The sequence below is a fragment of the Desulfovibrio sp. JY genome, from assembly GCA_021730285.1.
Lineage (GTDB): Bacteria > Desulfobacterota > Desulfovibrionia > Desulfovibrionales > Desulfovibrionaceae > Solidesulfovibrio.
In genome coordinates, this window is sequence record CP082962.1 from 1,397,581 (window position 1) to 1,417,448 (window position 19,868).

Sequence of the window (19,868 nt, forward strand, 5' to 3'; positions counted from 1 at the left end):
TCTGGACCCGCCGGAGGGCTTGATGCCCTCCGGACCTCCCTTTACCGGGTTGGGATGGTGGGTGGTGCTGGGGTGGATTGCGTCGGTCCGCTTCGCTAGCCCGTGTAGCTGGCGTAGTGCTTGCCGACGCGGTCGATGAGTTGCAGGTGGCGGTATTCGCCTTTGATCTGTCCGGCTTCGTAGATGCGGTAGGCTTCTTCCACGCATTTCTCGCAGGCGCCGATGGGCGCTTCGACGCCCAGGCACAGCGGGTTGCGGGTGGATTCCGTCTCGTATTTGACCACGCCCCGGCAGTGGTCGCACAGCCGCACGGATTCGGTTTGGTATTCCGTTATGGCGTCCGTATCGTAATACAGCGTCTTGCGGCGCGAAAACCAGCCATGGGCGGTTTCGCCCTTGGGGGGCTTGGGGTTGCGGGTCAGGGCGAGGATGTCGCGGCAGACTTCCTCGATGTAGGCCGTGACCTTGGCCGGCTGGCGGATGGCTTCGGGGTCGAAGTTCGGTTCGCGCACGTGGGAGTAGTCGAGGCCGGCCATGGACAGCACGAGCCCCAGGTTGACGTAGGGCAGCGCGCCCTGGATGGCGTAGCCGCCTTCGAGCACGGCGATGTCCGCGCCGAGAAGTTCGGTCAGCCTGGCGTAGCCCTGGGCGGAAAAGGCCATGTCGGTGATGGGGTCGGAGAAGTGGTTGTCCTGGCCGGCGGAGTTGATGACGAGGTCGGGCTTGAACTCGGCCAGAAGGGGCAGGACCACTTCGCGCACGGCAAAGAGGAAGCCTTCGTCCGAGGTGCCGGGGGGAAGCGGGATGTTGACGGTTTTGCCGAGCGCCCCGGGACCGCCCATTTCGTAGGGGTAGCCGGTGCCGGGGTAGAGGGTGCGGCCGTCCTGGTGCAGGGAGATGAAGAGCGTATCCGGGTCGTTCCAGTAGACGTCCTGGGTGCCGTCGCCGTGGTGGCAGTCGGTGTCCACGATGGCCACGCGCAGGGGGCCGTAGGTTTCGCGCAGCCATTCGACCATGACGGCTTCGATGTTGATGTTGCAAAAGCCGCGCGCGCCGTGGACCACCTTCATGGCGTGGTGGCCGGGGGGGCGCACCAGGGCGAAGGCTTTTTTGGCCTCCTTGTCGAGCACGGTGCGGGCGGCGCGCATGGCCCCGCCGGCTGAAATCATGTGCGAGGTGGTGGTGACGGAGGCGACATCGGGGAAGCAGAAGTGGGTGCGGGCGACATCGGCGGCCGTGGCCAGGTCGGGCTTGAGCTCGGTGATGCCGGGGATGTCGAAGACGCCTTCCTCGCGCAGCTGGTCCTGGGTGTAGAGCAGGCGTTCCTGGCGTTCGGGATGGGTGGGGGAGATGGCCCAGTCGAAGGCCGGGAAAAAGACGATGCCGAGCGTGTTTTTGGCCTTCAGCATGACTGGGACACCGCCTTTTTGTACGCGGCCAGCACACCTGGCCGCACCTGGCAGGCCACCCGGATGTTGTGCCCGACCTGGGTTTGCCCTTCGACCATGGGGAAGGAGGACAACTCGACCGTCTCCACCGGCGTTTCGGTGAGGTCCGCGCCGAGGCTCTCCAGGTATTCGCGCAGCTTCGAAGCGGCCTCGCCCTCGGCCGCCGCCGGGCTGTAGTTGTCGGCCACGGCGCGGGAAAGGCCAAGCGAGGGGATGGTCAGGCGTCCGGCGGCGGTATCGGCGAAAAGCTCCACGGAAAACGTCGGCCGGGCCAGGGCCGCGCCGATGGCGTTGGCCACGGCAAAGCTCTCGGGCACCACCACCTTCTCGGAAAACGCGTCCTGGAGCAGGCCGGACAGGGCCAGGGCCGGGCCGCCCATGACGTAGACGCGGCTTGGGGCCACGCGCCGGCCTTCGAGCAGCTCGAAGATGGTGTAGACCGGACGGTCGTTTATTTCGCGCACAAAGGCCGCCACTTCGGAGCGGATGTGGTTGACGGCGCTTATGATCGCGGCATCGGCCACCTCGTCGGGCTCCATGCCGACGGCTTCGCCGGCGGCGGCCAGGCCTCGGAACGAGGCGCGGGGATCGCCCAGGGCGATGACGTTTTGGATATTGAGCGCATCGACCAGGGTCGGGGCGGGGCCGCCCAGGGCCATGGGCGGGCCGAGGCGTCTTGGGCCGACGCGCACGGCCTCGCGGTCGACGGTAATGGCCGAGTCGCCCCCCACGCCGATGGACCGGGTGCGCAGCGCCCGGACCAGGGTCGGCCGGCCGGCGATGGCGATGCCCTCGTTTTCGACCAGGGGCGCGCCGGCGGCGAACACCGCAATGTCGGTGGTGGTGCCGCCGATATCGAGGATGACGGAATCCTCGGCGATGTCGCACACGGCGATGATCCCCATGACCGAGGCGGCTGGGCCGGATAGGATCGACTGGACGGGCAGGCCGCGCGAGACGCCGAGCGGCATGGTGCCGCCGTCGGCCTTGAGCACGTTGATGATGTCCGGGGACAGGCCGAGCTCGGCGACGGACTGTTCCACGGCATCGCAAAAGCGGTTGTAGAGACGCCACACGGCGCTGTTGCAATAGGCGGTGGCGATGCGCCGGCCAAAGCCCAGCCGGCCGGAAAAGGAATGGCCCAGGGACACGAACTCGGACGCGCCGGCGAGTCGGTCGCGAAGAGCCAGTTCCTGTTCGGGATGGCGGGTGGAGAACTTGGTCACGGCGGCGTGGACGCTAAGCCCGGCGGCGCGGCAGGCGGCCACGGCGGCATCGACGGCGGCCATGTCGAGGGGGGCTGTTTCCCGCCCACGGTGGTCGATGGCCCCGGGCAGGACGAAATAGTGGTCGCCCAGGCGGTAGGCCTCGGGGTCGATGCCCGGGCCGCCGGAGACCAGCATGCCCACCGGATCGGCCGTGCCTTCGATGATGGCGTTGGTGGAAAGGGTGGTGGACAAATTGAGCCGGGTGATGGCCCTCGGCCCGGCCACGGCCACAATGCTGGAAAGGGCCTCACGCACGGAGGCAAGCAGGTCGTCGTGGTTGGTGCGCAGTTTGGCGCAGGCCACGATGCCTTCCGGCCCGATCAGGACCGCGTCCGTATGGGTGCCGCCGACGTCGATGCCGCAAAGCATGGGCAGCACGTAGCATTAAGGCCGGCCGGCGTCGAGATGGGCGACGGCGGGGAGGCCGGAAAAGAGGCGGGCCGCGAACCTTTTCCGAAAGCAGGCTTCAGATCACGCCGGCGACGAGCAGGGCGGCGAGAAAAAGCAGCATGAGCCCCACCAACCGGTGGAGCGCCACGATGGTCATCTTGCCGAGCAAACGCGCCCCGAAAAAGGCGCCCGCAAAGGCGCAGATCGTGGCCGCGCCCAGAAGCGGCAGGTTGCCGGCCACTTCGGGCGCGCCGAGATGCCCGACGTAGACGGTCAGCCGGGTAGCGTCGACCAGACAGGCGACCACCACGCCGGTGGCGATAAACGCCTCCTTGGAAAGGCCCAGGCGCAACAGGAAGGCGCTTCGAAACGCGCCCTGATGCCCGGAAAGACCGCCGAAAAATCCCGAAATAGCCCCGCCGAACGGCAGCACCCCCGGTCGTAGGCCTTTGCCTTTCAACGGCTGCGCGATTTCAAGGGCCGAAAAGACGCCGATCAGTATCCCGACGATGCTTTTGACCGGGGTGACCGCCAGGCTCCGCCCGAAAAGCGCATAGGTGAAAAAGGGCGGCAGATCGGACAGCCAGACAAGCAGACCCGCGCCGGCAAAGCTCGCGGCCATGGCCGGCAGCCCGAAGCGCAGGCACACGCGCCAATCGGCCTTACCGGCAAAAAGGGTGAGCTTGAAAAGGTTGTTGGCGAAATGCACCAGCGCCGTCATGGCCACCGCCGCTTCGATGGGGAAAAAGATGGCCATGACCGGCGTCAGGATGGTGCCAAGGCCGAAGCCGGAGAAAAGCGTCAGCCCCGACGCGGCCAGGGACGTGGCGCAAACGATGATAAATGTCATGCTCATGCAGACTCCGCTCCGAAAGGTTGTTCCCGCCTTCTCGCCTGCGCTTCGGGGCGAACCGGTGACAAGCGGATGGCTTCATGGGCTCGGTTGTGGGATTGTGAAGCCGCAGGAAGCGCCTTGGCGCGCCTCCCGCCCTCTCTGTCGGATGTTTTATCGTTATAAATATACTCATTACCATATCAATTTATAATATCACACACAACCACCTGACTTTACGGCAGCTTCGCCACGCGGCGTTTCTCTTGCCGCATCGCCTGTTGTCGAAAAGCAGCTTGCCGCCATTTACAGTGACACCTACGTGAAATAGGGGCCGGCCCCTTTGATAGCATGCTTCCAATGTACCGACCCGTGGACACAAAACGGGTTCCATGGCATGGTATTATCCTCGCCGTTGCGTTCCCGCGGCCATTTCCGCAACCCCGTCAGGAGGGAACGGCATGCGCCTGTCGCTTCGCGTCAAATTCTTCACTCCGATTTTGGCCATCGTCGTCATCGGCATGGTGGTTCTGGTCGCGGTAAACGACCGTACGACAAACTCCGCCCTGGAATACGTCGAGGGCCAGTCCATGACGCTTTTGTGCCAGTCCATGGCCAAGGACATCACCGGCACCGTGGCGTCCAACCTCAAGGTTCTGGCCAGCTTCGCCAAGACTCCGCTCTTCATCGCCGCCGCCAAGGGCAACGATACCCAGGCGGCCAACGCCATGCTCGACATGATGGTCGCCGGCATGACCGGAGCCGACTACGCCAACATCTTCGACCCGCAGGGCACCTCGGTCGCCTCGTCCAACGAAAAAAGCGTGGGCAAGATCAAGGTGCCCGACCGGGACTACTTCAAAATGGTGACCAAGGAGGACAAGGCCGACGTCGTGTCCAAGGCCATTGTCAGCCGCACCACCGGCAAGGCGGCCGTGGTCCTGGCCCAACCCATCCGCGACGCCTCGGGCAAGCTCGTGGGCGTGCTCAATAGCGGCATGGACCTCGAGTCCCTGACCAACGACCTTGCCGCGACCAAGATCGGCCAGACCGGCTACGCCTTCATCCTCGACGGGCAGGGCATGGTCCTGGCCCATCCGGACAAGTCCCTGCTCATGAAGACCGACTTCGCCACGACCGAGGCGGGCAAGCGCATCCTGGCCACGACCCGGACGGCCGTGCTCGCCTACCGCGACGCCGCCGGGGACCATCTGGTCGCCGTCACCCGGGAGCCAAAGACCGGCTGGCTGTTCGCGGTCGAAACGCCGCTGAGCGAATTTCGGGCCATCACCGACACGGCCATGCGGCAAAACATCCTCATCGCCCTGGGCGTCACCCTGGCCATCCTGGCCGCCATCCTCGTCCTGATGCGGGCATTCGTGCTCAACGGCCTGCGCCGGTGCGTGGATTTCGCCGCCGCCGTGGCCCGGGGCCAGCACGACCATCGCCTGGACATCCACAGCCGGGACGAGCTGCAGACCCTCGGCGACGCGCTTGTTTCCATGAATGAAAGCATCATGGCCAGTCTTGGCGAGGCCAAGGCCAAGGGCGAGGAGGCCGTGGCCCAGGCAGGCCGCGCGGCCGACGCCCTGGAAGAGGCCAAGAAGGCCCAGGCTGCGGCCGAGGAGGCCAAGACCCAGGGCCTGCTCATGGCCGCCGACCGGCTGCAGGACGTGATGCAGGCCCTGACCGAGGGTTCGTCCCAGCTGGCCGAGGAGGTTTCGACCGTCGTTTCCTCGGTGCAGGAGCAGGAGCGGCGCACGGCGGAAACCGCCACCGCCATGGAGCAGATGAACGCCACCGTGCTCGAGGTGGCCAAGAACGCGGGCGCGGCCGCGGCCAAGGCCGGCGAAGCTCGCAGCCAGGCCCTGGACGGGCGCGCCGTTGTGGAAAAGTCCCTGGCCGCCATAAGCCGCGTCGACACCGTCTCCCGCGAGGTCAAGGCCGGCATGGATGCGCTGGGGGAAAAGGCGCAGGCCATCGGCGCCATCATGAACGTCATCTCCGACATCGCCGACCAGACCAACCTGCTGGCCTTAAACGCCGCCATCGAAGCCGCCCGCGCCGGCGACGCCGGCCGGGGCTTCGCGGTCGTGGCCGATGAGGTGCGAAAGCTGGCCGAGAAGACCATGGTCGCCACCAAGGAAGTGGGGCAGTCCATCGGCGCCATTCAGACCGGGGCGCGGGACAGCATGAACAAGGTCGACGAGGCCACCGAGGCCGTGGCCCACGCCACGGAACTGGCCGGGGCGTCCGAGGCGGCCTTGCGCTCCATCGTCGAGCTGGTCGACGAGACCTCGGGCCAGGTGCAGGGCATCGCCACGGCGGCCGAGGAGCAATCCGCGGCCAGCGAGCAGATCAGCCGGGCCGAGGAGGACGTCAGCCGCCTGTCCGCGGACATCGCCCGGGGCATGCGGGAATCCTCAAGCGTGGTGGACAACATGACCAGACAGGTCGACGCCCTGGAGGAGATGGTCGCCGCGTTCCGGGACAATTGCGCCGGCTCGGACTGCTAAAGCGCGGGCCCACAATCGCGGCAGGCCGTATGGGCGACGGTCTGCCGCGACAACGTCGTCACGAATATTCCTCTATGGAATATATCGGCTTCGAATATTCCTTTCTCCGCGCACAGCCGGTCAATCGAGATCCTTGGCCGTCCAGATGCAGCGGCCAATGATCTCGAAATCGTCGGCATCGGACACCAGGAGCACGTTCAGGTCATTGTCCGAGGCGATGGCCAGCCGGCCGTCGCGCTCCACCAGCCGCTTGATATACATCTGCCCGTTGTAGCGCAGGTAATAGATCTTGTTCTTCACGAACTGCCGGCGGCCTTCGTCGATGAGCACCACGCTGCCGTCGGCGATGGTGGGATCCATGCTGTCGCCGAAGGCCCGGATGACGGTCATGTACTCCGGGTTGCCCTTGGAACGGATCCATTCCGTGCGAAAACTCAGGTAAGTGAGCGTCCGGTCGCCCGTCTCGGTGGAGCCGCCGCCCATGGAACCCGTGGCCTCGCGCAGGGGCACCTCGGTATAGTGGAGCTGGTGCATTTCCCTGGCCCGGATGTCGCGCAGCCGGGACTTGAGTCCTGCATTGTCCGTTCCGGACGCCACAGCGCGCCCCGGCGTCTCGCCGCCGTACAGGGGCTCGCGGACATGGTAGCGGCGCGCGCCGTCCCCCTCGGGCAGATACGCCTGATTTTCCAACCCATCCCGGCCAAGCGCCAGCATTTCCTCGTAGGACAGCTCGAAAAAGGCGGCGAACCGGCGGCGCAGCCCAGGCTTGGGCATCTGCTTGCCGGACAAGATCTTGCTGACATAGCCCTGGCTGACGCCGACAAACGCCGCCAGCTCCGCCTGGTTGGCGTTCTCCATGGCCGCCAGATCGACCAGGGCCTTCCAGAAGCACTGCTCCTCGCCGGAACGCGGCGAACCGGCCTCAGGCACGGCGGCAGGGGGCATGATGCGCATCATTTTCCTTTTTTGCCCCAGCTCGGGGGGGAATGTCCATTCCTTTTTTGGAATATTATTCTTGACAAATATTCCAACTAGGAATACCAGTGATCCTTATCAGCCCTTGCTCGTCCACGCCACATTGTCACGGAGACGGTTTTGATGCGCGAATTCGAAATGGAAGCAAAGCTAGCGGAAAGCCTTGGCCAGACCGCGGCCCGAGCCGCGCTCGACGCCCTTATCGCCGAGTGGGGCGGCTGCCGGCTGGATATCCCCAACGGCACGAGTTCGCGCAAAAAGCGACGTGACAACGAAATCCGACGCATGTACCAGGCCGGGGTCGACCTTTTCGCCCTGCGCGACCAGTTCGGCCTGTCCGACCGGCATCTGCGCCGCATTGTGGCGCGCGTTCATTGAGAGGATGCAGACCGGGGGGAAACTTTTCTGAAGAAAAGTTTCCCCCCAGACCCCCTTTCCAAAGACTTTTAACGATAACAGCCTGTCACCGTTAAAAGTTTTTAGGAGGGGAGAGCGCGAGAGGGGGACCCTTTTTTCCAAAAGGGGTCCCCCTCTCGCATATCACTTCCTCATTCCCCTTATTCCTTCCGCAAGGCCCGCTCCATGGCCGCCACCAACTCCCGGGGTTCGAAGGGCTTGGTGACGTATTCGTCCATCCCAGCCTCCAGGCCGAGCTCCCGGTCCGAATCCATGGCGTAGGCGGTCAGGGCCACCACCGGGATGGACGGAGACAGGCCCGGCACCTGGCCGGAACGGATCAGTCGCGTGGCATCGAGGCCGTTTAGACGCGGCATCTGGATATCCATGAGCACCAGATCGAAGGGTGCCCGGCCGAGCAGCGACAGGGCCTCCTTGCCATCGGCCGCGGTTTCCACCTGATGGCCGAGTTTCGTGAGGGCGCGCACGGTGAAAATGCGATTGACCGGCTCGTCCTCGGCCAGGAGGATGCGCAAGCCGGCGCTGGCCGGGATCTTCGGCGGCACGGCGTTTTTTCCCGCGCCACGGTCCTTATTGGATTCGGGCAAGCCGCATTCCAGGGTCAGGTAAAAGGTGCTGCCCCGGCCGGGCTCGGATTCCAGGGTGATGTCGCCGCCCATCATGCCGGCCAGCCGGCGAGCGACGGTCAGTCCCAGTCCCGCGCCGCTGTATTTCTTGGTCAGATAGTCCTCGCCGATGCCGAACGGCTCGAAAATAGTGGCATGTCGCGCCGGTTCGATGCCCACGCCCGTATCGGCCACGGCGATATGCAGCCGGATGCGCGCCGGCGCGACCTCGTGCGCCGGTTCGCCGGTCGGGCCTTCCCACAACCCGATACGCACGGTCACGGAGCCCTTCTTGGTGTACTTGAAGGCGTTGCCGATCAAGTTGATGCAGATCTGCTTGATGCGGTTCGGGTCGCCGATGAGCCGGGCGGGCAGCAGCGGATCGAAATGATAGGCGAAGGTAAAGGGGCGCAGCATGCTTTGGGTGGCGAAATTGCGCAACAGGGGCAGCAGTTCCGCTTGCAGGTCGAACTCGCGCACAACGAGCATGAGCCGGCCGGCCTCGACGTTGGACAGGTCGAGCAGGTCGCCGACGATGTGCATGAGGATGGAGGCGGACTGGCGGATGATGCCCAGGTACTCCCTGGTTTCGTCGCCCGCGTCGCCGTCGAGCAAGAGCTGGGTCATGCCCATGATGCCGTTTAGGGGTGTGCGCAGTTCGTGGCTCATGTTGGCCAGGAACTGGGTCTTGGCAACGCTTGCCGACTCGGCCGCCTGCTTGGACGCACGCAGTTCCGCTTCAAGGCGCTTTTGTTCGGACACGTCGTCAAAGGCCCAGACGACCCCCTTCTCCCGGTCCTCGGGAGACAGGCTCTTGCCATGGGTGCGCACCAGAATCGTCGCGCCGTCAGCCCGGCGCATGGCGTATTCGCCGCTGTGCATGCCGGATTCCAGCAGATCCTGGACCGAAGCCTGGAGGAAGTCCTGGTACGATTCGGGCGAAGCGAACAACACGGCGCCATCCGTGTCGGCAAGCGCCGTGGCCGAATAGCCGAACACCTCGGCCCCACGGGCATTTATCTTTTCGATGCAATGGTTTCGGGACAGGATCATGCCCACCAGGGCGTTGTCGAAGACGATTTCCATCTCCCGAAGCGCCTTGGCCAGATGGATGCTGGCCTCGAGCTCCCCGGTGAGGACCAGGCAGTGCGCCTCCATGCCCCCGGGACGGTCCGTATGGTCGTTTCGCGGCATCGCCCGGGTGCGCACGGTCAGGGAAGAGCCGTCGGCCCGGCGCAAAAATTCCTCCTGGCACATGGGCACGCAGCCCGAAGCCAGGGCGGCAAGCAACGCCTGGCGTTGCCCGGGATCATGGTAGAGCGCCTCGCCGGCATCGCGACCGAGCAGGGCTTCCTCCCTGTCGTAGCCAAGTTGTCGCACGGCCTCCGGCGAGACCCATGTCAGGCGGTCCGCCGCATCCGTGCGATAGGCAAGGACCGTCTCGCCCTGGACGAAATTCTGGAAAACGCAAAGCGCCGTGGAAACCGCCCGAGGCGTGGAAGATTGCGCCGACGAAGCACGCGCGGCATCCATATTGCCCTGTCGTGGCCCGACCATGGCATTCCTCGCAGGAGAACTGGCAAGTGATTTTTCTACCGATACCAGTCACCATACCCGGTGGGGAGCCTGCTCGCAACCACATCTTGCACAAAAAAGGACTCCTCGCCGGCGGCGCGAAGCCCCTGCGCCCAGGCCGTGTCTGCCGCGACAGGCCGAACGGGGCGCGACGGACGCAGCCGCGACGACGGGAAAGGCGGGAGACTACCGGGAGGTTCGGCGGCGACAGAACTGGTCGCACAGATCGGCGGCGCGATCGAGGGTGGGGCCGCAGCCGTTGGTGAGATTGGCCACGTACAGCGCATTTTGGGTCTGTCGGCACAGGGACAGGCACCCGGGGAGGTCCGGCGGCGGCGAGGAGAGTTCCGTGCGGTAACGCCCGCAAATGGGGTTGGACAGGCAGGCGCCCGGTGTGGGCAGGCTCGAGCAGAACTCGTAGAATTCCTTGACCGACATGGCCGGCGCGCCTCCGCCGTCGCCAGGCGCCGCCATCCGCCCGCCGCAGCCTGGAAAAAGGGCCACGGCCATCAAAAGGGTCGCCAGGGACAACACCAGGGGAGGGCAGCGGGAAAAAAACGACCGGGGGGACATGAGGGGCTCCTCGGAGACGATTTCATTTTTTGTGCCCGACCCCTCCGTGCTTGTAAAGGCTTGTTCCCACACCGGGAAGACCGTCACATAACGTTTCGTTTATTTATGACATAGACTGTCTGGTCGCTGACCGCCTTCCGTGGTCCCTTTGGAGCCATGGGAGGTGCGCCATGCACACGACGAATACGTCCTTGCCGGTATTTCCCGCCTCCATCGGCGGCGCAACCCTTTCACACTACGCCAGCGTTGCCGAGGACGGAACGCTGTGCTTCGTCAGCGACAGGGTCTACCGCGCCTGCCCGGACTGCGGCACGGTGTTTGCCGGCTCCGCCTATCGCACGGCTTTCGACGGGCCGCCGGCTTGCCCGTATTGCGGCGAGCCCCAGTCACGGCCCCTGCCGCCGAGGCGGTTGTCATGAGTTCCATGCAGCGCCTGGCCTCGCGAAAGCTTCTGGCGGCGGTTTTCGCCATCGCGGCCGTGGCCGCCAACCGCAAATGGGGGCTTGGGCTCACGCCGGACGAGATCCAATCCATCACCGATATCGCACTGGCCGCCATCGGTTCCCAGGCCGGCATCGATCTGGCCGAACGGGCGCTGCCGCTTTTCACCCGGCCCGCAACCGCCGACGGCGCGACCGCCGGCGACGCCAAGGAGGCAAGCGACGGCCATGGCTCTTGAAACCGTGTTCCTGCCGGCCTGGATCTCCTTTCTGACCGGGCTGGCCCTTTTTTTCACCCGCCGCTGGATCGCCGACGTTGCCCTCAGCCTCGACAGCCTCGACGAGAGGCTGCGCGAGCTGGAAAAAAGCCAGGCCGACTGCCGCCTGGAAATGGCCACCGGCCATCCCAGCCGGGCCGAGATGGACCGGGCCGTCGACCGGCTCGACAACCACGCCACCCGCCTGACCATCCTGGAAGAACGCGATCTCGCGGCCTGACGCTCTTCAACCCGCCATGGAGGAATTTCCCATGCCAAGCGCCCCCATCCGCGCCGTCAGCCTCGACGGCCTGCTCACCCTCAATCCCCACCTCACCCTGGCCGATATCCTGGCCCTGTGGCGCTGGACCGGCCCGTCCGAGCGCCTGCATTAGGGGAGGAGGAGGGCGGGAATGCATGCGAGAGGGGAACCCTTTTTAGGAAAAAAGGGTTCCCCTCTCGCGCTCTCCCCTCCCAAAAACTTTTAACTTTTTTGGTGTGTTACGGGCAGATTTTCTATTTCCTTTCAAGAGCGCTCTTTGGAAGGACAAAATCAAGCATGATGCGGGAGCCAGGAGCGGCCGTAAGCTGGGAACCGCCATATACGGGGCGGGCAGCCAGGCGTGGTCGAAAGCTGGAATCCACCCACAAATGGGGCGGGCAGCCAGAGGCGAACGAAAACTGGAAACCGCACAGATATGGGGCAGGCAGTTGGGGACGGCCGAGAGCTGGAAATCGACCATATATGGAGCGGGACAGCCAGGGGCGGGGAGGGGGTGTGGCGGACGCGAAGGCGTATTCTTCAAATATGCGCCGCGCGCGTCCGCCACACCCCTTCCCCGCCCAACCGATCAAATTGATCTTGGTCCGGTTTCCGGACGACGTCCCCGCATCCAGCATGTCGTATCCAAGCAAGGAGAGCGGTTATGAGCAAATCCGGGCGGGAAACCCGCCTGACGGACCGGCAACGCCGCTTCGTCCAGGAATATCTGGTCGACCTGCGTCCGGCGGCAGCGGCGGTACGGGCCGGCTACGGCGCAAAATGCGCCAAAGTGACCGGGAACCGGATCAAAAACCTGCCCCACGTCCGCGCCGCCATCGAGGAAGCCATGGAAGAGCGCAGCCAACGCCTCGGCATCACCCAGGACCGGGTGGTGCTGGAACTGGCCCGCATCGCCTTTGCCGACATCAGGGAATTCGTGGACTGGGACGCCGGCGGCGTGACGCTTCGGGCCTCCCGGGAGCTGACGCCGCAGCAGACCGCCTGCGTGTCCGAAATCGTGGAGAGCGCCGGCAAGTCGGGCAAGGGGCTTCGCATCAAGCTCCACGGCAAGACCCAGGCCCTGGCCGCCCTGGCCCGGCACCTGGGCGGGCGCGAGGCCGCCGAAGAAGCTTCCGGCGCGCGCCCCGTCACCGTGGTCACCTGTGTGCCGCCGCCCGATCCTCTGCCCGACGCCTCCGGGGAGGCTTAACGCCTCCTGCCTTCAAAACGCGCTGTAAGGCCCCTTGCGGCAGAGCCTCATCCAGCCGCCCACCGAGTCATACGTTTGGAAAAGGGTACGCGTGGGAAGGGGCTCCCTCCCTTTTCAGAGATGTTCCCCTCGTTCCCCCTTGTTGCCGAACGCCTGCGGTTTGGCCGCCCCACCCTGCACGCGCGAGCGGCAGTAGGCCCGCAGCGCCTCGAAATCCACCGCGCCCATGCTTGCCCCGTTGTCGTTTGCGGCGTGGAGCAGCCGGGCGGCCATCAGGCAGTCGGCCACCGGATCTGGAGCGGGAGCGGGTTGCGCGGCGGCTTCCGTCGCCTTGAGCACCCTGGCATAGGCGCCAAGCCCCGATCCGCGCCGGCCGGCCGATGCCACCGCCCCGACGCAGACGGCGATCGCCAGCACCAGAGCCAATACCAGCAGACGTTTGGGCCAAACCTTTGCCATGACCAATACCTCCAGGTCGTAGACCTGTTGTCAACTCTGAGGCCTGCCCAAACCGTGCCAGAAAAAATCCCATTTATTCCAGACTGTTTTCCTTTCCCTGAAACTCCTGGAGCGCTGCATTGCAACATTTTGACGATATATCGGCGAATCCCGCGCGCCATGGCGATCGCATCGTCATCGATTACAAGCCCCAGCCGCGCCAGGCCGCCCTGCACGCCTGCCCGGCCAACGAAATCCTTTTCGGCGGTGCGGCCGGCCCCGGCAAAAGCCATGCCCTGCGCTTCGAGGCGCTGCTGGCCTGCCTGCGGGTATCGGGCCTTCGCGCCTACCTTTTCCGGCGCACGCAACCCGAACTGGAGCACAACCACATCCTGCCGGCGCTGTCCCAGTTTCCCAAGGGCATCGGAACGTTCCGGGCCGCCAAGCATCGCTTTGAATTCATGAACGGTTCGATCCTGTTTTTTTGCAGCTGCCACCGCGAAGCCAACGTGTTCGCCTACCAGGGGGCGGAGATCCATCTGCTGCTCATCGACGAACTGACCCATTTCACCGAATTCATGTACGACTACCTGCGCGGCCGGTTACGCTGCACCCTCGATGTGCCGTCCGGCCTGCGCCACAAAATTCCGGGCATCGTGTGCGCCTCCAATCCCGGCGGCGTGGGCCACGCCTTCGTCAAGGCCCGGTTCGTGGACTTTGCCCCGCCCATGGTGCCAAGGCGCGCCCCGGCCGGTGAAGGGGGCATGCTGCGCTGCCACATTCCCGGGCGGCTTGCCGACAACCCCATCCTCCTCGCCCGGGACCCGGGCTATGCTAAACGCCTCGACGCCCTGCCCGAACCGTATCGCACGGCCTACCGCGACGGCGACTGGGACGTGTTCATGGGCCAGGCCTTCGCCTTTTCCAGGCGGCTGCACGTGGTCAAACCCAGGCCCGTGCCGGAGACGGCCCCGCTTTTCATGACCTTCGACTGGGGCTACGGCGCGCCTTTTTCCGTGGGCTGGTGGTGGGTGGACGGGGAGGGGAGGCTTTTGCGATTCGCCGAATGGTACGGCACCAACGGCTCGCCCAACCAGGGCCTGCGCCTGACCGATTCGCGCATCGCCGCCGGCATCTGCGAACGGGAAACGCGCCACGGCATCGCCGGACGCTTCATCACCCGGCTGGCCGGGCCGGACTGTTTCGCCAAGAAACCCGATTATCGCGGCGGCGGCCAGGGTCCGAGCACGGCCGAGGTCTTTGCCGCGTCGGGAATATTCCTGGCCCCGGGCGATCCCTCGCGCACGGCCAAGATCCGCCAGTTCCACGAACGGCTGCGGCCCCGCGTCGACGGGCCGCCCATGCTCCAGGTCTACGACGTGTGCGAACACTTCATCCGCACCATCCCGCTTCTGGTCACGGACCGGCGCAATGTGGAGGACATCGACACCACCGGCGAGGATCACATCTATGACGAGGCCTGCCATGCCTGCATGGCCCGGCCCCTGGCCCCGGGGGGCGGGAAAACGGAAATGCGGCCGGCGGCCCGGATCATCGACGCCGTGACCGCCGTCCAGGACGGACAGGAGATGCCATGATGGAACAGGATTTCACTTTCGCCATGTTGGTCCAGGCGGGTCTCGCCCTGTTGTTTCTGCTTGTCGGCTGGCGGCTCGGCCGGGAAAGCGCCGGGCGGGCCATGTTCGACCAGCCGCTGCTGTCCCGGCCGTCCGAGGCCATGCCCGAGGAACCCGATCCCTGGGCCGAGGCCGCCCTGGATATGGAGGGCGCGCGCCACGCGGTGGATAGTTTTTCACCAAACGAGCCTGAAAGGCCTGGTTCGACTACGGGTGAAAACCATCATCCATATAATTTTACATGATTTTTTATTGTCGATCGTATCGGTTGGCCCTGTATTTAAAATATACAGAGCGCGCCTTTTCCCGGCCCCGACTGTGCGCGTTTTATCCAGCCTGACGGTGATCGCTGCGCGTCATTCTCTATAACTTACTTATTTTATTAAATAATATTACATGGCACGGTCCATGCTTTACTTCGTGCAAACGCCGCGACCAACGGCCGGCAACACGCCGGCAATGCGGAAAAAACTTTCGCGCACCAACGTTATACGGAGGACTACGACATGAACGGCAAGAAATTCGGCATCGTCCTGACCGCTCTGGCCACCCTGGCCCTTTCCGCTTCCCTGGCCATGGCCCGCCCCGGCGGCCCTGCCGGCGTCAGAGGCGGCGGTAACGGCCCTGCGGACTGTCCGGGTTACGGCGGCGGCTTCATGACCCAGCTGACTCCGGAAAAGCAGGCCGCCTTCCAGAAGCTGCATGACGACTACGCGGCCAAGACCGCCCAGTTGCGCGCCGACCTCGGCGTCAAGCGGGCCGAGCTCAACGCCCTGGCCGTGGCCCAAAATCCCGACCAGACCAAGATCGACGCCCTGACCAAGGAAATCGGCGACATGCAGGGCAAGCTTCTGTCCGCCCGCACGGCCTTCCGCATCCAGGTCACCAAGGAAATCGGCCCCATGGGCAACGGCCCGATGGGCTGGGGCGGACGCGGCGGCATGGGCGGCTTCCACCATCGCGGCAACGGCGGCTACGGCCCCTGCGGCGGCGGCTTCTAAAACGAGCGTATGACCAGGGGGTCGGTTTCCAACCGGCCCCCTGACGCGACAACAGCGTATGCAGGCGACACTATGTGGGGTTGTTTCAATTCATACCCGTTTTCATTCTCCGGAGGCGGTTTTCCCTTCTTCGGGCTGATCGTCCTGGCGGTGATCGTGATCGCGGGGATCTGGGTCATCCGGGCCCTGCTTCCCGATCCGCATCCCCGGCGAAACGCCCGGGCCGACCGCGACGACGCCCTGCGGATCCTTCGCGTCCGCCTGGCCGAGGGCAGCATCTCCGAGGAAGAATTCGAACGCCTCAAGCGCGCCGTCGAATCGTGAGCCCAAATGCGTCATCAACGCTTCCGGCAGCGCCAGAAGCGTTGTTACCATAAAGCGCAGACATCCCTCCTTCCGTCTCCGCGTGACCCGAAGCGGCTTCCCGCCGCTTCGGGCTTTTTCATGCGGTGACATTTGGTCCCGACATTGCTAGACACCGGCCCACGTGGCGAAACGTCGCAAGGAGAACCTCATGAGCGAAGAGAAAAAGCAATCACCGGCCACCGTCAGCCGTACCGCTGCTATCCTCGGCGGCTGCCTGGCCCTCTTGGTGGGTTTTTACCTGGGATTTACCGCCCATGGCATGATGGGACGCCAAGCGGGCGCTCCCGGCGTGGCCCAGGCCCCGGCCCAGGCCCCGACCCAGCCCGCCATGGACACCGCCATGGCCGACCGCATCAAGGCCATCGAAAAACAGACCCAGCTCGAGCCGGCCAACACCGCCGCCTGGACCCAGCTGGGCAACCTGTATTTCGATTCCCACCAGTCCGAAAAGGCCATTGCCGCCTACGAGAAATCCCTGACCCTCGATCCGCGCCAGCCCGACGTGCTGACCGACCAGGGCGTCATGTACCGGGATAGCGGCCAGTTCGACAAAGCCCTGGCCTGTTTCGACAAGGCCATCGCCCTGAACCCGGCCCACGTGATCGCGTATTACAATAAGAGCGTTGTGCTGGAACACGACAAGCACGACAAGGCCGGAGCGATCAATGCGCTGAAGACCCTGGCCGCCAAGAATCCCAACGCCACCCTGCCGAGCGGCCAGACCGTGACCCAGGCCTTGCAGGAACTCTCCGGCCAATAACCCGCTCTCAGCAAACACGTTGCGAGGCGTCCAATTATGCGCGCGACACGCCCCTTGGTCCTTGTGCTCTTTTTGAGCGCCATGCAGCTGGCCGGCCCCTGGCATGCCGTTGCCGCCGAGAATGCGTCCCTGACGCGCCAGATCGCAGCCCTCGAGCAACGCGCGCACGGACGCCTCGGCGTCGCCTTTCTCGATGGCGCGGGCTCCCGCGCCTTTGCCTACCGCGGCCAGGAGCGCTTTCCCTTTTGCAGCACCTTCAAGTTCCTCGTCGCGGCGGCCGTGCTCCAAAAAAGCATGGCCGCCCCGGCGCTGCTCGATAGGCGCATCCGCTACGGAGAAGGCGACCTGCTGTCCTATGCCCCGGTAACGCGCAAAAACCTTGCGCAGGGCATGGCCGTGGCCGAACTCTGCGCGGCGGCCTTGCAAGTCAGCGACAATACGGCGGCCAATCTGCTCATCCGTGAACTCGGCGGCACCCAGGCGGTCAATGCCTTTGCCAAAAGCCTCGGCGACACAGCCTTCCGCCTCGACCACCTCGAACCCGACCTCAACGCCGCCATCCCCGGCGATCCGCACGATACGTCCACGCCCGAGGCCATGGCCCGCTCCATGCGCGAAATCGCCCTGGGCAAGGTCCTTGGGCCCTCGCAGCGGGACCGCTTCGTCGCCTGGATCAAAGGCAACACCACGGGCGACACCAGCATCAAGGCCGGCCTGCCGCCCGGCTGGACCGTCGGCGACAAGACCGGCGGCGGCAGCTACGGCACCAGCAACGACGTGGCCGTCATCTGGTCGCCCAACGGCAAACCCATCATCGTCCTCGCCGTCTACTTCACCCAACAGCAAAAAGACGCGCCGGCCCGCCGGGACGTCCTGGCCGACGCCACGCGCCTCGTGCTGCTCCATTTCTTCCCAGAAACCGAAGGCTCCTCCACCGCCGACAACCGGCCTAAATGTTATTAGGTAGGAAAGAGAATGCGAGAGGGGGACCCTTTTTGGAAAAAGGGTCCCCCTCTCGCGCTCTCCCCTCCTAAAAACTTCTAACGGTGACAGACTGTTATCGTTAAAAGTCTTTGGAAAGGGGGCCCGGGGGGATAACCTTTCTCCAGAAAGGTTTCCCCCCGGTCTCTCTCTTCTCCTTACCCTTTGACCGGATCCTTGTAGATCGCGCCCTGGGCGGCGGATTTGACCTGGGCGGCGTAGCGGCGGAGCAGCGGCGAGGTAATTTCCTTTTGCGGCCGTCTCCAGGCAGCGCGGCGTTTTTCCAGCTCGGCCGCGTCCACCTTGAGTTCGAGCTTGCGGGCCGGGATATCGATTTCCACGGTATCGCCCTCGTGGACCAGGGCGATGGGGCCGCCCTCGGCCGCCTCGGGCGAAACGTGGCCGATGGCGGCGCCGCGCGTGCCGCCGCTGAACCGGCCGTCGGTAATAAGCGCCACGGTCGAGCCCATGCCCATGCCCATGATGTTGGAGGTGGGGGAGAGCATCTCGCGCATGCCGGGGCCGCCTTGCGGACCTTCGTAGCGGATGACCACCACGTCGCCGGCCTTGATCTTGCCGCCGAGGATGGCTTCGTTGGCCGCCTCCTCGTCGTCGAAGACCCGGGCCGGGCCGGTATGGCGCATCATTTCCGGGACCACGGCCGACTGTTTGACCACGGCGCCGTCCGGGGCCAGGGAGCCGCGCAGGATGGCGATGCCGCCCTCGTTGGCGTAGGGCGCGTCGGCCCGGATGACATCCGGATTCTTGATCCCCGCCTTGAGGTCCTTCAGGTTCTCGCCAAGGGTCTTGCCCGTGGCGGTCATGACGTCGAGGTTGAGCAGCCCCTTGGCGGCCAGGGCGCTCATGACGGCCGGAATGCCGCCCGCGGTATCGAGGTCGCTCAGGTAGTGGTGGCCGGCCGGGGAGAGCTTGCAGAGGTTCGGCGTCTTGCGCGAAATCTTGTCGAAGAGGTCGAGGGTCAGCGGCAGGCCCGCCTCGGCGAAGACCGCCGGCAGGTGCAGCACGGTATTGGTGGAGCAGCCGAGCGCCATGTCCATGGTCACGGCGTTTTCGATGCTCTTTTCGGTAACGATGTCACGCGGCCGGATGTTTTTGGCCAGAAGATCCATGACGCGCATGCCGGCGGTCTTGGCCAGCCGCACCCGTTTGGCGGTCACGGCCGGGATGGTGCCGTTGCCGGGGAGCCCCAGGCCCACCGACTCCGACAGGCAGTTCATGGAATTGGCCGTGAACATGCCCGAGCAGGAGCCGCAGCCGGGGCAGGCGTTTTGTTCCAGCTCGTCGAGCTTTTCCGCGTCGATGGCCCCGCGCTTGAACTTGCCCACGGCCTCGAACACGTCGATCAGGTCGCAGGAGCCGTCCGGCGTGGAACCGGCCATCATGGGGCCGCCGCTGACGATGATCGACGGGATGTTGAGGCGCAGCATGGCCATGAGCATGCCCGGCACGACCTTGTCGCAGTTGGGGATCATGACCAGGGCGTCGAAGGGATGGGCCATGGCCATGATTTCGATGGAATCGGCTATGATTTCACGGCTGACCAGGGAAAAGTGCATGCCGTCGTGGTTCATGGCCAGCCCATCGCACACGCCGATGACCGGGAAAGCCATGGGCGTGCCGCCGGCGAGGCGTACGCCGGCCTTGACCGCGTCGGCAATGGTGTTCAGGTGGATATGGCCGGGTACGACCTCGTTGGCCGAATTGACGATGCCGATAAGCGGACGCTCCATCTCTTCCCGGGTGAGCCCCAGGGCGTAGAGCAGGGAACGGTGGGGAGCTTTTTCCAATCCTGATTTAAATTGCGAGCTGCGCATGGCTGTTTCCTTGGTCCTTGAACGGTGTTGGCCGACCGGAAGCGGTCGGCGGCCGGAGTTTCCCACAGGACAGGACCGGCTG

The 19,868-nt window shown here is 65.0% G+C and carries 20 protein-coding genes; 12 read left to right on the plus strand and 8 right to left on the minus strand.

Features of this window, described 5'->3' with window-relative positions; translation table 11 throughout:
• Positions 1-95: 95 nt before the first annotated feature.
• From K9F62_06220 to K9F62_06230, 3 genes are all read right to left on the minus strand, one after another.
• Positions 96-1,409: a histone deacetylase gene (locus K9F62_06220; GenBank protein ID UJX42271.1), complete on the minus strand. Its 1,314-nt coding sequence runs from the start codon at positions 1,407-1,409 to the stop codon at positions 96-98.
• Positions 1,403-3,085, minus strand: coding sequence for a hydantoinase/oxoprolinase family protein (locus K9F62_06225; GenBank protein ID UJX43146.1), 1,683 nt, complete (start codon positions 3,083-3,085; stop codon positions 1,403-1,405). The genes K9F62_06220 and K9F62_06225 overlap by 7 nt, the downstream gene beginning before the upstream one ends.
• A gap of 97 nt (positions 3,086-3,182) precedes the next feature.
• A complete protein-coding gene (locus K9F62_06230) occupies positions 3,183-3,956 on the minus strand; it encodes a sulfite exporter TauE/SafE family protein (protein ID UJX43147.1) in 774 nt (257 codons plus the stop codon).
• A 443-nt stretch (positions 3,957-4,399) separates the two neighbouring features.
• On the opposite strand from K9F62_06230, the gene K9F62_06235 reads away from it, so the two are divergent.
• Positions 4,400-6,454, plus strand: coding sequence for a Cache 3/Cache 2 fusion domain-containing protein (locus tag K9F62_06235; protein ID UJX42272.1), 2,055 nt, complete (start codon positions 4,400-4,402; stop codon positions 6,452-6,454).
• Between the two features lie 120 nt (positions 6,455-6,574).
• Here K9F62_06235 and K9F62_06240 read toward each other — a convergent pair whose 3' ends face one another.
• Positions 6,575-7,399: a helix-turn-helix domain-containing protein gene (locus K9F62_06240; protein ID UJX43148.1), complete on the minus strand. Its 825-nt coding sequence runs from the start codon at positions 7,397-7,399 to the stop codon at positions 6,575-6,577.
• A 153-nt stretch (positions 7,400-7,552) separates the two neighbouring features.
• Between K9F62_06240 and K9F62_06245 the strand changes: the two genes are divergently transcribed.
• Positions 7,553-7,807, plus strand: a complete 255-nt coding sequence (locus tag K9F62_06245; GenBank protein UJX42273.1) for a transcriptional regulator — start codon at positions 7,553-7,555, stop codon at positions 7,805-7,807.
• Positions 7,808-7,986: 179 nt separating this feature from the next.
• Here the strand turns inward: K9F62_06245 and K9F62_06250 are convergent, their stop codons facing one another.
• Positions 7,987-10,008, minus strand: a complete 2,022-nt coding sequence (locus tag K9F62_06250; GenBank protein UJX42274.1) for a response regulator — start codon at positions 10,006-10,008, stop codon at positions 7,987-7,989.
• A 204-nt stretch (positions 10,009-10,212) separates the two neighbouring features.
• A complete protein-coding gene (locus K9F62_06255) occupies positions 10,213-10,536 on the minus strand; it encodes a hypothetical protein (GenBank protein ID UJX43149.1) in 324 nt (107 codons plus the stop codon).
• A gap of 233 nt (positions 10,537-10,769) precedes the next feature.
• Here K9F62_06255 and K9F62_06260 point away from each other — a divergent pair, with 233 nt between their 5' ends.
• The 4 genes from K9F62_06260 (at position 10,770) to K9F62_06275 (ending at position 12,768) form a co-directional block, all read left to right on the plus strand.
• The gene (locus tag K9F62_06260) at positions 10,770-11,018 is read left to right on the plus strand and encodes a hypothetical protein (protein UJX42275.1); all 249 of its coding nucleotides are present in this window, start codon (positions 10,770-10,772) and stop codon (positions 11,016-11,018) included.
• Positions 11,015-11,278: a hypothetical protein gene (locus tag K9F62_06265; GenBank protein ID UJX42276.1), complete on the plus strand. Its 264-nt coding sequence runs from the start codon at positions 11,015-11,017 to the stop codon at positions 11,276-11,278. Before K9F62_06260 ends, K9F62_06265 begins: the two co-directional genes overlap by 4 nt.
• On the plus strand, positions 11,268-11,537 hold the full coding sequence (locus K9F62_06270) for a hypothetical protein (GenBank protein ID UJX42277.1): 270 nt from the start codon (positions 11,268-11,270) through the stop codon (positions 11,535-11,537). The genes K9F62_06265 and K9F62_06270 overlap by 11 nt, the downstream gene beginning before the upstream one ends.
• A gap of 685 nt (positions 11,538-12,222) precedes the next feature.
• Positions 12,223-12,768 carry a terminase small subunit gene (locus tag K9F62_06275; GenBank protein UJX42278.1) on the plus strand — a complete coding sequence of 182 codons (546 nt, stop codon included), beginning with the start codon at positions 12,223-12,225 and terminating at the stop codon, positions 12,766-12,768.
• A gap of 114 nt (positions 12,769-12,882) precedes the next feature.
• On the opposite strand, the gene K9F62_06280 is transcribed toward K9F62_06275, so the two are convergent.
• Positions 12,883-13,227: a hypothetical protein gene (locus K9F62_06280; GenBank protein ID UJX42279.1), complete on the minus strand. Its 345-nt coding sequence runs from the start codon at positions 13,225-13,227 to the stop codon at positions 12,883-12,885.
• Positions 13,228-13,346: 119 nt separating this feature from the next.
• Between K9F62_06280 and K9F62_06285 the strand changes: the two genes are divergently transcribed.
• The 6 genes from K9F62_06285 to bla all read left to right on the plus strand — a co-directional run bounded on the left by K9F62_06285 (position 13,347) and on the right by bla (position 17,933).
• The gene (locus tag K9F62_06285; GenBank protein UJX42280.1) at positions 13,347-14,804 is read left to right on the plus strand and encodes a terminase family protein; all 1,458 of its coding nucleotides are present in this window, start codon (positions 13,347-13,349) and stop codon (positions 14,802-14,804) included.
• Entirely contained in the window at positions 14,801-15,088 is a 288-nt protein-coding gene (locus K9F62_06290) for a hypothetical protein (protein ID UJX43287.1), read from the plus strand. Before K9F62_06285 ends, K9F62_06290 begins: the two co-directional genes overlap by 4 nt.
• A gap of 261 nt (positions 15,089-15,349) precedes the next feature.
• The gene (locus K9F62_06295) at positions 15,350-15,844 is read left to right on the plus strand and encodes a periplasmic heavy metal sensor (protein UJX42281.1); all 495 of its coding nucleotides are present in this window, start codon (positions 15,350-15,352) and stop codon (positions 15,842-15,844) included.
• 72 nt (positions 15,845-15,916) lie between these two features.
• The gene (locus K9F62_06300; protein ID UJX42282.1) at positions 15,917-16,168 is read left to right on the plus strand and encodes an SHOCT domain-containing protein; all 252 of its coding nucleotides are present in this window, start codon (positions 15,917-15,919) and stop codon (positions 16,166-16,168) included.
• A 190-nt stretch (positions 16,169-16,358) separates the two neighbouring features.
• Positions 16,359-16,970 carry a tetratricopeptide repeat protein gene (locus K9F62_06305; GenBank protein ID UJX42283.1) on the plus strand — a complete coding sequence of 204 codons (612 nt, stop codon included), beginning with the start codon at positions 16,359-16,361 and terminating at the stop codon, positions 16,968-16,970.
• A gap of 36 nt (positions 16,971-17,006) precedes the next feature.
• A complete protein-coding gene (gene bla, locus K9F62_06310; GenBank protein ID UJX42284.1) occupies positions 17,007-17,933 on the plus strand; it encodes a class A beta-lactamase in 927 nt (308 codons plus the stop codon).
• A gap of 176 nt (positions 17,934-18,109) precedes the next feature.
• Here the strand turns inward: bla and ilvD are convergent, their stop codons facing one another.
• Positions 18,110-19,786 (minus strand): dihydroxy-acid dehydratase, encoded by a 1,677-nt coding sequence (gene ilvD, locus K9F62_06315; protein ID UJX42285.1) that lies wholly within the window; start codon positions 19,784-19,786, stop codon positions 18,110-18,112.
• Between the last annotated feature and the right edge of the window lie 82 nt (positions 19,787-19,868).